Source organism: Streptomyces sp. NPDC053427 (assembly GCF_044544985.1).
Lineage (GTDB): Bacteria > Actinomycetota > Actinomycetes > Streptomycetales > Streptomycetaceae > Streptomyces.
Window position 1 is genome coordinate 1 of the sequence record NZ_JBITYA010000006.1, and the last position, 14,865, is coordinate 14,865.

A 14,865-nucleotide genomic window follows, 5' to 3' on the forward strand; every position below is an offset into this window, starting at 1 on the left:
CATCTCCCGGAAGTTTCCGGTCGACGGGGTATCAACATATCTGGCGTTGACTTTTGGCACGCTGTTGAGTTCTCAAGGAACGGACGCTTCCTTTGGATTCCCTTTCGGGTTTCCTCCGGGCGCTTCCCTTCGGTGTTTCACACTCTATCAGGCCTTTTCGGGGCTTTCGAACCGGCGTTTTTCTGCAGGCATGCAGAAGCACACGAATTCGAGAATCTCGATCAAGAATCTGAGGGAGTGCCGCCCGCGGCCGTCCGGGCCGCACTTGATTGCGGCCTGGCGTCTGGGGCAGGTCTCAGACAGTACAGGCCTGCTGTGGGCGAGGCAAATCGATTCAGCGGGACTCAGGGCCCGTTCGGCCGGTGTCGCCCATGCGGAATCGGCCGTTCTTATGACTTACGCTTCTGAACGGTGCGCCGTCCAGGACAGGTAGTGACGGCGGCCTGATGAATCTCCACCCCTGGGAGGCTTCCCATGACCACCGTGACGTCCCCTCTTGCAGGACGCGCCATCGGACTCGCGGCAGTGCCCGATCCGGTGTTCTCCGGAGCGATGGTGGGTCCGGGTACCGCCATCGACCCCGTTCGTGAGCCGTCCGAGGCCGTTGCGCCCGTGGACGGCGTTGTTGTTTCGCTGCACCCGCATGCGTTCGTTGTCGTCGACGCCGATGGGCACGGGGTGCTGACGCACCTCGGTATCGACACCGTTCAGCTCAATGGCGAGGGCTTCGAGCTGCTCGTCAACAAGGGCGACACCGTTTCCCGCGGCCAGGCGGTCGTGCGCTGGAATCCGGCTGCGGTCGAGGAGGCCGGCAAGTCGGCGGTGTGCCCCGTCGTCGCACTGGAGGCGGCCGCGGACTCGCTCGGTGATGTGCGCGAGGACGGCGAAGTCAAGGCGGGCGACACGCTCTTCTCCTGGCAGTAGCAGCCGGACGCCGTCCTTGACGGCAGGTACGACATCCATCGCGGCGGCAGGGACCGCCGTATCAAGGGAGACGGGTGACATGGAGACAACGCTGCGGGGCGTCGGCGTGAGCCACGGCGTGGCCATAGGCGAGGTGCGGCACATGGGTACGGCGGTACTCGAGCCGCCGGCCAAGCAGATTCCGGCGGAGGAGGCGGAGCGCGAGCAGGGGCGCGCACGTCAGGCCGTGGAGGCCGTTGCCGCTGATCTGGTCGCGCGGGGGAATCTGGCGGGCGGCGAGGCGCAGGGCGTGCTCGAGGCGCAGGCCATGATGGCGCAGGACCCCGAGCTGATGGCGGATGTGGAGCGGCGGATCGCCGTGGGCAGCACCGCCGAGCGGGCGGTGTACGACGCCTTTGCCGCCTATCGGGCGTTGCTGGCGGGGGCCGGTGAGTATCTGGCCGGGCGGGTCGCCGATCTTGATGATGTGCGGAACCGTATCGTCGCGCGGCTGCTGGGTGTGCCGATGCCGGGTGTGCCGGACAGCGATGAGCCGTTCGTGCTGATCGCCCGGGACCTGGCGCCGGCCGACACGGCGTTGTTGGATCCGGCGCTGGTGCTGGGTTTCGTGACGGAGGAGGGCGGGCCTACCAGCCACAGTGCGATTCTCGCGCGGGCGCTGGGGGTGCCGGCCGTGGTGGCGCTGGCCGGCGCGGGTGAGATCGTCGAGGGCACCGTGATCGCGGTGGACGGCAGCACCGGTGAGGTGTTCGTCGAGCCGGACGCGGACAAGCGGGCGGCACTGGAGCAGGCCGCGGCGGAGCGGAAGGCCGCGCTCGCGGCGTCTTCGGGGCCCGGCGCGACGTCGGACGGGCACAAGGTGCCGCTGCTGGCGAATGTCGGTGGGCCGGGCGATGTGCCTGCTGCCGTGGAGGCCGGGGCGGAGGGGGTCGGTCTCTTCCGTACCGAGTTCCTGTTCCTGGACGACAGCAAGAAGGCGCCGTCGGAGGACAAGCAGGTCGAGGCGTACCGCAAGGTGCTGGAGGCGTTCCCCGAGGGTCGGGTGGTCGTGCGGGTGCTGGATGCCGGCGCCGACAAGCCGCTGGACTTCCTGACGCCGGCCGATGAGCCGAACCCGGCACTGGGTGTGCGGGGTCTGCGGACGCTGCTGGACCACCCGGATGTGCTGCGGACGCAGCTGACCGCGTTGGCCAGGGCCGCCGAGGGGCTGCCGGTCTACCTCGAGGTCATGGCTCCGATGGTGGCGGACCGGATCGACGCCAAGGCGTTCGCGGATGCGTGCCGGGAGGCCGGGCTGCAGGCGAAGTTCGGCGCGATGGTGGAGATTCCGTCCGCGGCTCTGCGGGCGCGGTCGATTCTGCAAGAGGTGGAGTTCCTTTCGCTGGGGACCAACGACCTGGCGCAGTACACCTTTGCCGCCGACCGTCAGGTGGGTGCGGTGTCGCGGCTGCAGGATCCCTGGCAGCCGGCGCTGCTGGACCTGGTGGCGGCCTCGGCCGAGGCCGCGAAGGCCGAGGGCAAGAGCTGTGGTGTGTGTGGTGAGGCGGCGGCCGATCCGCTGTTGGCGTGTGTGCTGACGGGGCTCGGTGTCACCAGCCTTTCGATGGGTGCGGCGTCGATTCCGTATGTGCGCGCGACGCTGGCGAAGCACACGCTGGCGCAGTGCGAGCGTGCGGCGGCGGCGGCGCGGGCCGCGGACACCGCCGATGATGCGCGGGCCGCGGTGCGGGCGGTGCTGTCCGGGGAGTGAGCCCGGGGAGTCCTCCAGGAGTGACCGATGGCCGTCCCGCCCCTGTGGCGGGGCGGCCGTCTGCCGTTGCGGGCGGGCGTGGGCGCGCGGTCAGCGGTGGCGGTGTTCGTCCGGTGGGGGTGTGAGGGGGAGGCCGGGGGCGTAGTCGACGCCGTGCTCGGGGGCGATGGGCTCGCCGGTCTCGGCGTCGGTGCAGTAGGCGGTGAAGACCTCGGCCTCGGTGAGCGGGCAGGGCCAGGCGTCGCGCAGGGACCAGCCGCGGACGGTGGAGCGCTCACCGGTGTCGTCGGCCGTGGTGCGGGCGACGATGCCGCCCGGGGTGCACAGGGCCAGGCCGGCGGCGAGGACCGTACAGAAGATGAGGGTTTCGGACTCGGAGAGCTGGGGTCGGTCGGTCTCGCCGGTGGTGGTGTGGAGGACCGCGAGGAGGGGTGGGTCCCCCGCGGGGATGCTGCAGACGAGGTGGTGGGTGCCGTCGCCGAGGGCTTCGAGGAGTTGTCGGACGGCGGCGGTGGCGCGGGCGAAGGCGGCATGGCCGAGGTCGGCGCCGCAGTCCTGGCAGCTGCCCGCGCGGGCCAGGAGGGCGGAGGCCTGGTCCCAGGTCGCCTGGCGGTCGGCCTCCTCGATGAGCCGGGGCAGGAGCTGGGCCAGCGGTTCGCCCTTGTAGGGCAACGTCGCTCCCGTACAAGCGAGTTCGGCGGTGTAGCGGGTACGGCTGTCGGGGCGGTCCGGGTCCAGGGCCAGGTCTGCGCAGTACTGCTCGTAGGCGACCGGGTCGAAGAGGCTCAGGGTCGTGAGGACGCCTTGGGCGGCGAGGGTGCGCAGCAGGGTTTCCATCTGCTGGAGGTAGCTGCGGTGGTCGTCGAACGGGAAGGTGCGGTAGCGGCGCATGGCGGCGAAGTCCCGTTCGTCGGCCAGGACGGCGGCGGTGCTGGGGACTTCGCGGCGCAGTTTGCGGCGGGCGGCGGCCTGGTCGGTGTGCCGGGTGGTGGATGTCATGACTCCCCCTCAGTGAGGCGCGTTGGTCGAACGTCACTTGTCACTGAGAGTAATCGGGGGGTCTGACAACGGCCGTTCGGCGCCCGGCGGACGGGCGCCGACCAGGGCCTGTGGCGTGGCTACTCGGCGCGGTCGCGAGCCACCTGCTCGTAGAACCGCAGGAGTTCGAGGTTGTCGACGGAGCCGGGATTGACGGCCTTGTCGAGCGGGGTGCCCTGGAGGAGGCGTTTGACGGGGACCTCGATGCGCTTGCCGGTGAGGGTGTGGGGGACGCCGGGGGCCTCGATGATGTCGTCGGGGACGTGGCGGGGGGAGAGTTCGGTGCGGATGGTGTGTTTGATGCGGTCGCGGAGGGCGTCGTCGAGGGTGGCGCCGGGGGCGAGGTGGACGAAGAGGGGCATCCAGTAGCCGCCGTTGGGGAGTTCGAGGCCGATGACGAGGGATTCGCGGATCTCGGGGAGGCGTTCGACGGCCTCGTAGATGTCGGCGGAGCCCATCCGGACGCCCTGGCGGTTGAGGGTGGAGTCGGAGCGGCCGTGGATGATGACGCTGCCGCGGGAGGTGAGGGTGATCCAGTCGCCGTGCCGCCAGACGCCGGGGTACATGTCGAAGTAGCTGTCGTGGTAGCGGCTGCCGTCGGGGTCGTTCCAGAAGCGGAGGGGCATGGACGGCATGGGGTTGGTGACGACGAGTTCGCCGACCTCGTCGATGACGGGCCTGCCCTGGGGGTCCCAGGCCTGGAGGTCGGTGCCGAGGGAGGGGGCCTGGAGTTCGCCGATGTGGACGGGGAGGGTGGGGACGGCGCCGGCGAAGCAGCTGCAGACGTCGGTGCCGCCGCTGACGGAGGCGGTCCACAGGTCGGCGCCACTCTCCGCGAAGCTGTCGTGCAGCCAGCGGAAGCCGTCGGGCGGGAGCGGGGAGCCGGTGGTGGCGACGCAGGTGATGGCGGAGAGGTCGAGGTCGCGGGCCGGGTGGATATCGGCCTTGCGGCACGCCATGACGTAGGCGGCGGAGGTGCCGAAGACGGTGGCGCGGGTGGTTTCGGCGACCCGCCACTGGGCGGCGATGTCGGGGTGGCCCGGGCTGCCGTCGTAGAGCACGATCGTGGCGCCCACCAGGAGGCCGCCGACGAGGAAGTTCCACATCATCCAGCCGGTGGAGGTGTACCAGAAGAAGCGGTCGTCGGGGCCGAGGTCGCAGTGCAGGCCGGTCTGCTTGAGGTGTTCGAGGAGGATCCCGCCCTGGGACTGGACGATGGCCTTGGGCAGGCCGGTGGTGCCGGAGGAGTACAGGACCCACAGGGGGTGGTCGAAGGGGACCTGTTCGTAGACCGGCGGTTCGGTGGTGCCGGTGATCAGGTCCGGCCAGTTGAGGGCGCCTTCGGGGGCGGGGGTGCCGAGCAGGGGGATGTGGACGACGGCGCGGAGGGTGGGGAGTTCGGCGCGGAGTTCGGTGACGGTGTCGCGGCGGTCGTGTTCCTTGCCGCCGTAGCGGTAGCCGTCGACGGTGAACAGGACGACCGGTTCGATCTGCTGGAAGCGGTCCAGGACGCTGCGGGCGCCGAAGTCGGGGGCGCAGGAGGTCCATACGGCGCCGACCGCGGCGGTGGCCAGGAGGGCGACGACGGCCTGCGGGATGTTGGGGACGTAGCCGCTGACGCGGTCGCCGGGGCGGACGCCGAGGCGGCGGAGTGCGGCGGCCAGCGAGCCGACCTGGTCGCGCAGCTCGGCCCAGGTGACGGGGGTGGGCTCATGGGTCTCGTCGACGTACAGCAGCGCCGGGGCGTCGGCGCGGGCCGGGTCCTCGGCGGCGCGCAGGGCGTGTTCGGCGTAGTTGAGGGTGGCGCCGGGGAACCAGCGGGCGCCGGGCATCGTTCGGTCGGCGAGGACGGTTTCGTAGGGGGTGGTGAAGCGGACGTCGAACCATTCTGCGGTGGCCTGCCAGAAGGCGGGGAGGTCCGCGACGGACCAGCGGTGCAGGTCGGCGTAGCTTGCGGCGGGGTCGCCGGGAGTGGGGGCGGGCGCGCCGTGGTGTGCGGCGGCCCAGGTGTGGAAGCGGGTGACCTGGGCGCCGGCGATGCGGTCCGGTCCGGGCTGCCAGAGGGCTTCCGGCTGCGGTTCCGGCTGGGCGTCGGACTGCGGTGCGGTGGTCATGATGCGGCTCCCGGGCGGTACGCGTGGTGTGCGTCGGTCGTGCGCGGCCCCGATTGCCAGGTGGGTGGGGCGTACGCGTGACACGGCTTGCCGCGACGATGCCATGTGATCGACTTGTGCACCAGGGTGGGCCGCGGATTCGGCGGGTGGCGGCGGCCACGGTGGGCGGTGATCGTCCGGTGGCCCGGTCGTATCAGGCCATCGGGTCTCCGCTCCGCGCGCCCGAAGGTGGCCGAGGGTGACCCCGCGGAGGTGAACGGCAGTTGAACGCTGCCCGCATTCGGGTGCGTCAATGGCAGGCTGGCCTGCATGGACGGGCGGGATCTGGTGCGGTCGGTACGGATGGTCAAGGCGGTCGGGCCGGCGCAGGGGCTGCGGTCCGTGCGCATGGCGTGGCAGCGCCGGAAGGCGGATGCGCAGGCGTTTGCGCGGCGGGGCACGGAACGGGCGCGGGTGCCGGGGACGGCAAGCGGTGCGGAGCCGCAGCCGGGGGGCGGGCTGATCCATTTCGCTCGGTCGTCGCTGCGGGTGCGGGTCGCGTCGGGTGGCGCGGTGTTCTGCGGCTGGGACGGTGCCGAGCCGGAGCCCTCGTACGCGCTGGCCGGGGCGTGTCCGGAGGTGGACCCGCGGGCGGTGCTGGAGCCGGACACGGAGGGCGGCTGGCGGGTCGTCTCGGAGCGGGTGCTGGTGACGGTGTCCCGGCACGGCGCGGTGGAGGTGCGCACGCCCGGTGGGGTCACGCTGCGGCGTGAGTTGCCGCCGCGCTGGTGGGATCCCGCGGGCACGGTGGCCGACGGGCGGCCGGAGGGGTGCGGTGTCTCGCGCTGGATACAGCGTTCGGAGGTGGCGGCCGATGCCCGGTTCTTCGGGCTGGGCGGCCGGGCGCACGGGCCACGGCTGCGGGAGGGTGTGTACCGGCTGTGGAACACCGATCCGGGCGGGGCGTTCGTGCCCGGGGACGATCCGCTGTCCCTGACGATGCCGGTCCAGCTGGTGGTGGCGGACGCCGGGACGCATCTGGTCTTCCACGACAATTCCTGGGACGGCCGGGCGACGCTGCGCGAGGGCGCGGAGGGCGCGGGCTCCGGGCACGACCGGCCCGGCAGCTGTGAGCTGCGGATGGACGGCGGGCCGCTGCGCTACTGGGTGCTGCTCGGCCCTCCCTCCCGGGTGCTTGCGGGGTGGACGGCGCTGACCGGCGCGCCCGCGCTGCCGCCCCGTTGGGCGCTCGGACACCAGCACGCTCGCTGGGGTTTCGGCGGGCAGGACGAGGTGCGCCGGGTGGTGGCCGGGTATCGGGAGCGCGGTCTGCCGCTGTCCGCCGTCCACCTGGACATCGACCACTTCGACCGGAACCGGGTGTTCACGGTCGACCAGGAGCGGTATCCGGATCTGCCGGGTCTGGCGCGGGAGCTGCGGGCCGAGGGGGTGCGGCTGGTGTCGATCGTGGATCCGGCGGTGAAGGCGGCGCCGGGCGATGCGGTCTACGAGGGCGGGGCGGCGGCCGGTGCCTTCGTCCGGGACGCGCTGGGACGGGAGGTGCGCGGGGTGGTGTGGCCGGGCGAGTCGGTGTATCCGGACTTCACCGATGCGCGGGTGCGCAAGTGGTGGGGCGGGCTGTACGCGGAGCGGCTCGCGCAGGGTTTCGCGGGCGTCTGGCACGACATGAACGAGCCGGTGTCCTTCGCCGCCTTCGGGGAGCCGACGCTGCCCCGTTCGGCCCGGCACGCCCTGGAGGGCCGGGGCGGCGACCACCGGGAGGCGCACAACGTCTACGGGCTGGCGATGGCGCGGGCCGGCTATGAGGGGCTGTGCGAACTGCGGCCCGAGGAGCGGCCGTTCCTGTTCTCGCGGTCGGGCTGGGCGGGATTGCAGCGCTACGGCGGCACCTGGTCGGGGGATGTGGCGACGGGCTGGCCGGGGCTGCGGGCCTCGCTGTCGCTGGTGCTCGGCCTCGGGCTGTGCGGGGTCCCCTACAGCGGCCCCGATATCGGCGGCTTCTCGGCGGAGCCGTCCCGGGAGCTGTATCTGCGGTGGTTCCAGCTGGGTGCGTATCTGCCGCTGTTCCGTACCCATTCGGCGGTCCGGGCGGGGCGGCGGGAGCCGTGGGAGTACGGGAGCGAGGTGCTGGAGCACGCCCGTGCGGCGCTGTCGGAGCGGGAGCGGCTGCTGCCGTACTTCCAGACGCTGGGGCAGCTGGCGCGGCTGACCGGCGCGCCGTATGTCCGGCCGCTGTGGTGGAACGCGCCGCGGGACCGGGAACTGCGGGACTGTGAGGATGCGTTCCTGCTGGGGGACGGGCTGTTGGTGGCGCCGGTGCTGGCGGGGGGTGTGACGCGGCGCTCGGTGCGGCTGCCGCGCGGGCGGTGGTACGACACGGCCACCGGGCGGGCGTACGAGGGGCCCGGCCGGGTCGTGGTGGACGCGCCGCTGTCGCGGATTCCGGTGCTGGCGCGGGCGGGTGCGGTGCTGCCCGTGGCGGGTGCGGACGGTGGGACGGAGCTGGAGGTGTGGGCGCCGGCGGCGGGGCGCCGGGGCGCCGGCATGGTGGTGCCGGATGTCGGGGACGGCTGGCGGCGGCCGGAGGTGGAGCGGTTCACCTCTCGGCTGGAGGGCGACTCGGTGGTGGTGGAGCGGCAGGGCGGGGGCGCGGTGGGGTATCCGGTGCGGGTGCGGGGGCTGGATATCTAGGGCGTGTCGTTCGGGTCATCGCGGGCCGCGGCGCCGCCGTGTGCTCGCCGGAAGCAACCCTCCCAGGTGTGCGGCGGTCTTACCGGGCGTCTTGCTCGGAGGACTTCGGCGGACTCAGCGGACCCGGAGGACTCGGAGGACTCGCAGGATCGGCCTCTGTCGACTCGTACCGCAAAACCGACCGGAAAGGGCGTGCTCCACGGTGCTCGATCCCCACTTCTGCCTGGACGTTCCGGAGGGCTTCGACGATTCGGATGCCGAGACCGGGGTGCATCCCATGGCGAGGAAGCTGTTTACCGCCGGAACCGCCGCGGACGCCTTCAAGAAAGCCCATGAGTGGGTGCGGGAACAGAGCATCCGCCTGTCGGACGTGTCATGGGATTTCTTCCATGACGAGGACGAGCCCTACTGCCTGAGCATCTATTTCACGTTCGAGCTGGATGCCGAGGACGCCTGACCACGACCGGAATCTCGCTTTCGCGTCGTGGCCTCGGCCGACGAGGCGTACTCCTCCCGCGCCATCCGCGGGCAGCCGTGGCCTTCCGCTCCGGTGGCGCGGCTGGTAGATGAGGGTCATGCCGAGACTTGCTGCCGCGCTGCGCGGCCTCGCCGTCGCTGCCGCCGCCCTGCTGACCGTCACCGTCGTCCCGTCGAGCGCCGCGGCGGGCGCCGCGCCGCCTCCGTCCGACCGGCCGAAGGAGTTCGTGGCGCTGCGGGACGTGGATCCCACGATCCTTCAGGAGATGCGCTATTTCACGCCGCACGACTTCATGGGCGTACCGGTGGACGGCTATCGCAGGCCGACGTGCCTTTTGACGCGGGATGCCGCCCGGGCGCTGCACCGCGCCCAGCGCTCCTTCCTGAAGCGGGGGTTCTCGCTCAAGGTGTACGACTGCTATCGGCCGCAGCGCGCGGTGGACCACTTCGTGCGGTGGGCCAAGGACCTCGGCGACCAGCGGATGAAGGCCGAGTTCTATCCGCGGGTGGACAAGACGAAGCTGTTCGACGACGGCTATATCGCCGCCAAGTCCGGCCACAGCCGGGGCAGCACCCTCGATGTGACGCTGGTGCGGCTGCCGGCCGTGCCCACCCGTCCGTATGTGCCGGGTGAGCCGCTGACGCCGTGCTACGGGCCGAAGGCCGCGCGCTTCCCGGACAACTCCCTCGACATGGGGACCGGCTTCGACTGCTTCGACACGCTCGCGCACACCCTCGATCCCCGGGTCCACGGACGTCAGTTGACGAACCGGCTGCTGCTCAAGGAGGGCCTGGAGCGGGCCGGGTTCGTGAACCTCCCGGAAGAGTGGTGGCACTACACCTTCAAGCCGGAGACCTTTCCGGACACCTATTTCGACTTCCCGGTCCGGTGACCTCTGCGCCTTCCCCGACCGCGCCGGCCTCCCCGAACGTGCCGAGCGAGTCGGTCTTGTCGGCCGCCGTCGGCCCGTACGACTCCATCAGCACCGGGGCGGACAGGGCACCGGCGATGGCCTCCGTCCAGGCGTGCGGGTCGTTGCCCGGTGACTGCCGGCCGTCCGGCCGGGCCGTCAACAGCCGCTCGGTGAGCCGCTGTTGCCGGACGAGGTCGCCGGGACGGGCGGCCGTGGGGATGCGGTCCATCGGGCCGTCCGGGGTGCGATAGCCGCGGACGATGCGCAGCCCCGGACAGCGGGCGGGGGCGTCGAGATGAGTGACGGCGAGGCCGTCCACTCCCCCGCAGACCGCCACCGCGTACGCGTGCGCGGGCGCGTCGAAATGCCCGGCCCGGAAGGCGCCCTGCCAGCGGCCGTGCCCGTTGTGCGGCTCGGGGAGGGCGTCGGCCAGGGCGGGGTCCTCGGTGACGAGGGGGCCGGGGCCGTGCCGGGTGGTGTAGGTCCGTACGACGCCCAGGCGGAGCGCGGAGCCCCGCGGCCGGCCCGCCTCGGCGAGGAGGGATTCGGCGCCGTCGAAGGTGGTCGTCGACCAGGTGGTGTACGGGTGGAAGCCGTGCCACTCGTCGAGCAGCACGCCCTGGGCGCCCTCGAAGACGGCCGGTCCGCGGCGCAGCAGCCGGGGCAGATGCGTCTCGTCCACGAGCGTGACGTGGTCGGCGAAGGCGGTGAACGCGTCCAGGCAGGCCTCGACCGGCGGGGCCCGGAGCGGGCCGAGATCATCGGTCAGCCGGTCGCGGAGCAGGGCGAGTTTGCGGCGCAGCGTCGTTCGGGAGGTGCAGTCGCCGGCCGTCGGCGTGTCGGCGGGGTGGGCGAGGGCGTAGGCGGCGGTTTCGCCGATGCCCATGCCGCAGGAGCCGTGCCGGGCGGCGCCGCGGGCGCGTTCGCGGGCCTGGTTGGCCGCCGCGTGGTACGGGGTGGTGAGGGGGGCGCGGCGGTCGACGGTGAGGAGCGCGAGCGGGTCGGGGACGCCGAGTTCGGCCAGGTGGCGGGCTTCGGAGGCGAGCGCCGGCGGGTCGACCAGCATCAGGCGGGAGAGGTGGGTGGGGACTCCGCTGAAGGTGCCGGAGCCGAACTGGGCGAAGGTGTGGTGGCGGCCGTCGGTGGTGACGACGTTGTGGGCGGCCTGGGCGCCGCCGTTGAACCGGACCACCGCCGTGACCGGCGCCGCGCCCGGTCGGGGGGCGCAGAGCCGGTCGACGACGGTGCCCTTGCCGGCGTCGCCGTAGCCGAGGTCGACCACGATGGTGTGCACGGTGTCTCCAGGGTCGGTGTTCCAGGCTCACAGGCGGGTGGTGCCGTCCGCCCCGCGGTCGTCGCCGTCGATCAGCGGTGCGGTCGAGCGGGCCACCGTGCCGCTCCCCCGGCCGAGGGTGGCCAGCGCCTTGCCGACGGTGGCGCCCGCGTCGGAGCCGATGTCGGCGAGGTCGTCGAGCCCGGAGGCGAGGTCGATGGCCTCCTCGCCGAGGCCGATGGTCAGCGCGATGGTTTCGCAGACGGCGCCGAGGTCGTCGAGTTCGATGACGTTCTGGCCCAGGAGCTTGCGCCAGGTGCCGAGGACGGCGGTGTTGCCGACGTGGGCGGCCCCGGCCGGGACGATGAAGTACACCTCGAACTTCCGCCGGAGCTCGGCGAGGATCGCGGGCAGCGGGATGTCCTCGGTGAGGTGGTCGCCGAAGACGGCCCGGACCTCGCGGGCCTTGATCTTGCCGTAGGGCATCTCGTCGCCGATGAGGAAGAGATAGCCGCGGCGGCCGCGCTTTTCGTGGCAGTCGAGGCTGGTGTGGCGGGCCATGGCGTACAGCGCGAGTTCGTACGACTCGGTCATCTGGCCGCCTCCGCCGCCCTCCAGGAGGATGTTGCCGAGGTCGTCGTCCATGCGGTTGTCGGATTCGAACTGGCCGATCTGGAGCGGGACGCGGTCGCAGGTGGCGTCGCCGACGGCGCCGAAGAGGATCTGCGGGTGCTCGACGTACCCCTTGCGCAGCAGCAGGCCGAACAGCTCGGGGAGCTTGGTCTGCAGCACCCGCGGCACCGAGCCCATCGATCCGGTGACGTCGAAGAGGACGGAGACGGCCAGCGAGGCGGGGTGTTCGTCGGAGTCGCGGCTCTCGCGGACGGACAGTCCCTTGGGGTCGAGCGAGGGGTGCGCCGCCCAGGTGTGGCGCGGTGCGGAGCTGGTGGTGCGGTCGCTGTAGTCGAAGGCGCTGGTGCCGGAGGCGGCGCGGTAGCTCGCCGCGGCGCCGTAGACGTTGGTGGACCAGGTTCCGCTGCCCATGGTGATTCCCCCTGAGATGGTGACGGATTGCGTGGATGGGTGCCGGCTACGGATGCGGCCGCGGGCCCGGCATGGTGAACGGCCGGAAGGTGCGCGGCCCGTAGAGGCGGTGGAGAAGTTCGTCCAGCTCGGCCAGCAGCCGCCAGGCGTCGTGCGGGCGGCGGGCCTCGGCGGGGAGGGTGCAGCCGCGCAGGAAGGCCCGCATCGGTTCCGGGGTGCGCTCGCCCATGAGGGCGCCGACGGTGCGGGAGGCGAGGTGGATGTCGGTGGCCTCGGTCGCCGGGCGGCGGCCGGTGACCTCGGGCGGATAGCTGTCGCGGTGGCGTTCGACGAGGGCGGGGACGCGGTCGCCGAGGGCGGTGCTGTAGCACCAGTCGACGAGGACGAGGCCGTGCTGCCCGGGGTGGATGAGGATGTGGTCGGGCAGGACGGCGCCGTGCACCAAGCCGGTGCGGTGCGCCCAGCCGAGGGCGACCAGGAGCCGGCGCCACATCCAGGCGGCGTCGCGCGGGTCGAGGCCGTCGGGATGGGCGTCCCGGACTTCGGTCAGGCTGTGCCAACCTGCCAGCGGTACAAGGGAGTTGATGCGGCGCTCGGCCCCGGTGTCCGGGTCGCGGTGGCGGACGGACTCCAGGAGCCGGGGTGCGTAGCCGCGGTGGCGGGGTTCGCCGCGCCGGGCCAGCCGGTTCAGGGCCTGCGCCTCGCGTTCCATCAGGTCGTTGTCGGCGACCGCGCGGGGGATCTTCAGCAGGGCGCGGTGCCGGGCGCCGTCCCGCTCGTACGACGCCTCGCGGAGTGCGGCGAGGTCGCCGACGGCCGCGACCGGACCGAGGGTGTAGGTGCGGTGGCGGGTGGTGAGCGTGGGGCGGGCGGTGGCGGTGCGGCGCTGCCAGAAGGTTTGCAGGCGGGAGAACTCGGCCTCGGCGTCCGGGCGTTCGGCCACCGGGACGGCGTCCGGGTGCAGCAGGCGGGCGAGTCGGCGGTGGATGCGGACGGCCGCGGCGTCCTCGTCGGGGAAGAGGTCGGCGGGGGTGCGAGCGGCGGCCAGGGCGGCGCGGGCGTCGGCGCGGGTGCGCGCCGCGCCGGTCATCGGACGCTCTCCTCGCGGTCCGGCCGCAGCAGCGCCGGGTGCAGCAGCCGGGCGTCGCCGGCGCGGTAGAGGCGGGCGCGGGGGCCGCCCCGGGCTCCGCCGCGGGCGGCGGTCGCGCCGGTGGACTCGACGAAGCCGGGGACCGAGAGCACCTTGCGGTGGAAGTTGCCGGCGTGCAGCGGGCTGCCCCAGATGGCTTCGTAGACGCCGCGGAGCTCGACGATGGTGAATTCCTCGCCGAGGAAGGCCGTGGCCAGCGGGGTGTATTCGAGCTTGGCGCGGGCGCGGTCGAGGCCGTCGGTGACGATCCGCGCATGGTCGAAGGCGAGCGGGAGGGCCGTACGGCCGGGCGCCTCCTGGGAGTCGTCGGGCCGGGGCACGGAACCACCCCCGTCGATCCCGTGCCCCGGGCCCTGCTCTGGGGGACGCGGGCGGGCCGCGTCCGGTTCGGTGGAAGCGGGAGTATCGCCCGCGGCGAAGCCGCCCGCGGCGCCGAGCCCCAGCCCGGCGACCGGGATCCAGGCGGCGGCCGAGGCGTCGCTGCCGGCCCGCGCCTCGGGGAGGTCGGGCGCGAAGGCGAGGTAGGCGACCGTGACGACCGGCATCCGCGGGTCGCGGCCGGGGTCGCCGTACGAGCCGAGCTGTTCGAGGTGGACGCGCTCCAGGTGGGCGGCGTCCAGCCCGGTCTCCTCGGCCAGTTCGCGGGCCGCGGCCTCGTCGAGCGATTCCCGGCCGGCCTGCACGAAGCCGCCGGGCAGCGCCCAGGCGCCCTTGAAGGGCCGGCCGCCGCGCTCCACGAGCAGGATGTGCAGGGCGCCCTGACGCAGCGTCAGTACGACGATGTCGACGGTCACGGCGATGGCCGGGAAGTCACGCGGGTCGTACGCCGCGAGGAACTCGCCGTCGCCGCCGCCATCCGCGGCGCCACTCCCCCGGTGCGCATCCACGGCCGCATCGCCCCCTGCTCGTTGTTCTCACTTTGAGTCTTTCTCGAAGCGAGAACAACATAGCACCGGGTACTGACAGCGTCCAGGGGCGGCACTACCGTGCGGACATGACTGATGCGCACGGCGGCCGCGAGTTCGGCTCGTACGAGGAGTTCTGGCCCTACTACGTGGCAATGCACGCGAAGGCGGCCACCCGCTGGATCCATCTGACCGGCACCCTCACCGGGCTGGCGGTGTCCGCGTACGGGGCGCTGCGACGCCGCCCCGAGCTGCTGCTCGCCCTGCCGGTCATCGGCTACGGCACGGCCTGGCCGGCGCACTTCCTCATCGAGGGCAACAACCCCGCCACCTTCGGGCACCCGGCGTGGTCGCTGCGCGGGGATGCCCGGATGATCCGGATGATGCTGGCCGGGCGGGACGCGGAGCTGTCCGAGATCGCCGCCAAGTGGCTGGCGGAGAACGGAAGGTGAGGTAGCGGAAGGGGTCGGCGGGCTCGGCGGGGTCGGATCGGTTCGATCGCGCCGGTGGCCGTACCGGGCTTCCGCGTCGAGCGGCGGCATGGCACACTCCTGACGATCCGTCAGTTCCGTCGGTTCCGGGGAG

General features: G+C 72.6%; 12 protein-coding genes. 6 read left to right on the forward strand and 6 right to left on the reverse strand.

Annotated features, from left to right (window positions below):
- The first annotated feature begins 474 nt into the window (after nucleotides 1-474).
- Together ACIGWZ_RS17415 and ptsP are read left to right on the forward strand one after the other, a co-directional pair.
- Nucleotides 475-924 (forward strand): PTS glucose transporter subunit IIA, encoded by a 450-nt coding sequence (locus ACIGWZ_RS17415; protein WP_400065432.1) that lies wholly within the window; start codon nucleotides 475-477, stop codon nucleotides 922-924.
- A 79-nt stretch (nucleotides 925-1,003) separates the two neighbouring features.
- On the forward strand, nucleotides 1,004-2,674 hold the full coding sequence (gene ptsP, locus ACIGWZ_RS17420) for a phosphoenolpyruvate--protein phosphotransferase (protein ID WP_400065434.1): 1,671 nt from the start codon (nucleotides 1,004-1,006) through the stop codon (nucleotides 2,672-2,674).
- Between the two features lie 90 nt (nucleotides 2,675-2,764).
- Here the strand turns inward: ptsP and ACIGWZ_RS17425 are convergent, their stop codons facing one another.
- Both ACIGWZ_RS17425 and ACIGWZ_RS17430 read right to left on the reverse strand, forming a co-directional pair.
- A complete protein-coding gene (locus tag ACIGWZ_RS17425; RefSeq protein ID WP_400065436.1) occupies nucleotides 2,765-3,673 on the reverse strand; it encodes a hypothetical protein in 909 nt (302 codons plus the stop codon).
- 119 nt (nucleotides 3,674-3,792) lie between these two features.
- A complete protein-coding gene (locus ACIGWZ_RS17430; protein WP_400065439.1) occupies nucleotides 3,793-5,826 on the reverse strand; it encodes an acetoacetate--CoA ligase in 2,034 nt (677 codons plus the stop codon).
- Nucleotides 5,827-6,135: 309 nt separating this feature from the next.
- On the opposite strand from ACIGWZ_RS17430, the gene ACIGWZ_RS17435 reads away from it, so the two are divergent.
- From ACIGWZ_RS17435 to ACIGWZ_RS17445, 3 genes are all read left to right on the forward strand, one after another.
- Nucleotides 6,136-8,517: a glycoside hydrolase family 31 protein gene (locus ACIGWZ_RS17435; protein ID WP_400065441.1), complete on the forward strand. Its 2,382-nt coding sequence runs from the start codon at nucleotides 6,136-6,138 to the stop codon at nucleotides 8,515-8,517.
- A 202-nt stretch (nucleotides 8,518-8,719) separates the two neighbouring features.
- A complete protein-coding gene (locus ACIGWZ_RS17440) occupies nucleotides 8,720-8,974 on the forward strand; it encodes a hypothetical protein (RefSeq protein ID WP_400065443.1) in 255 nt (84 codons plus the stop codon).
- A 118-nt stretch (nucleotides 8,975-9,092) separates the two neighbouring features.
- A complete protein-coding gene (locus tag ACIGWZ_RS17445) occupies nucleotides 9,093-9,887 on the forward strand; it encodes a M15 family metallopeptidase (protein ID WP_400065445.1) in 795 nt (264 codons plus the stop codon).
- On the opposite strand, the gene ACIGWZ_RS17450 is transcribed toward ACIGWZ_RS17445, so the two are convergent.
- The 4 genes from ACIGWZ_RS17450 to ACIGWZ_RS17465 are packed head-to-tail and all read right to left on the reverse strand — an operon-like array spanning nucleotide 9,838 to nucleotide 14,175.
- Nucleotides 9,838-11,202, reverse strand: coding sequence for an adenylosuccinate synthetase (locus ACIGWZ_RS17450; protein WP_400065447.1), 1,365 nt, complete (start codon nucleotides 11,200-11,202; stop codon nucleotides 9,838-9,840). The genes ACIGWZ_RS17445 and ACIGWZ_RS17450 overlap by 50 nt on opposite strands.
- A 27-nt stretch (nucleotides 11,203-11,229) precedes the next feature.
- Nucleotides 11,230-12,225 (reverse strand): hypothetical protein, encoded by a 996-nt coding sequence (locus ACIGWZ_RS17455; protein ID WP_400065449.1) that lies wholly within the window; start codon nucleotides 12,223-12,225, stop codon nucleotides 11,230-11,232.
- Nucleotides 12,226-12,271: 46 nt separating this feature from the next.
- Nucleotides 12,272-13,315 carry a molecular chaperone DnaJ gene (locus ACIGWZ_RS17460; RefSeq protein WP_400065451.1) on the reverse strand — a complete coding sequence of 348 codons (1,044 nt, stop codon included), beginning with the start codon at nucleotides 13,313-13,315 and terminating at the stop codon, nucleotides 12,272-12,274.
- Nucleotides 13,312-14,175 carry an NUDIX domain-containing protein gene (locus tag ACIGWZ_RS17465; protein WP_400066434.1) on the reverse strand — a complete coding sequence of 288 codons (864 nt, stop codon included), beginning with the start codon at nucleotides 14,173-14,175 and terminating at the stop codon, nucleotides 13,312-13,314. The genes ACIGWZ_RS17460 and ACIGWZ_RS17465 overlap by 4 nt, the downstream gene beginning before the upstream one ends.
- A gap of 194 nt (nucleotides 14,176-14,369) precedes the next feature.
- Here ACIGWZ_RS17465 and ACIGWZ_RS17470 point away from each other — a divergent pair, with 194 nt between their 5' ends.
- Nucleotides 14,370-14,732, forward strand: a complete 363-nt coding sequence (locus ACIGWZ_RS17470; protein ID WP_400065453.1) for an Mpo1-like protein — start codon at nucleotides 14,370-14,372, stop codon at nucleotides 14,730-14,732.
- Nucleotides 14,733-14,865: the final 133 nt, after the last annotated feature.

Coding starts and splice junctions, on each gene's coding strand:
- ACIGWZ_RS17415 (WP_400065432.1), top strand. CDS start 475: ATGACCACCGTGACGTCCCCTCTTGCAGGACGCGCCATCGGACTCGCG.
- ptsP (WP_400065434.1), top strand. CDS start 1,004: ATGGAGACAACGCTGCGGGGCGTCGGCGTGAGCCACGGCGTGGCCATA.
- ACIGWZ_RS17425 (WP_400065436.1), bottom strand. CDS start 3,673: ATGACATCCACCACCCGGCACACCGACCAGGCCGCCGCCCGCCGCAAA.
- ACIGWZ_RS17430 (WP_400065439.1), bottom strand. CDS start 5,826: ATGACCACCGCACCGCAGTCCGACGCCCAGCCGGAACCGCAGCCGGAA.
- ACIGWZ_RS17435 (WP_400065441.1), top strand. CDS start 6,136: ATGGACGGGCGGGATCTGGTGCGGTCGGTACGGATGGTCAAGGCGGTC.
- ACIGWZ_RS17445 (WP_400065445.1), top strand. CDS start 9,093: ATGCCGAGACTTGCTGCCGCGCTGCGCGGCCTCGCCGTCGCTGCCGCC.
- ACIGWZ_RS17455 (WP_400065449.1), bottom strand. CDS start 12,225: ATGGGCAGCGGAACCTGGTCCACCAACGTCTACGGCGCCGCGGCGAGC.
- ACIGWZ_RS17460 (WP_400065451.1), bottom strand. CDS start 13,315: ATGACCGGCGCGGCGCGCACCCGCGCCGACGCCCGCGCCGCCCTGGCC.
- ACIGWZ_RS17470 (WP_400065453.1), top strand. CDS start 14,370: ATGACTGATGCGCACGGCGGCCGCGAGTTCGGCTCGTACGAGGAGTTC.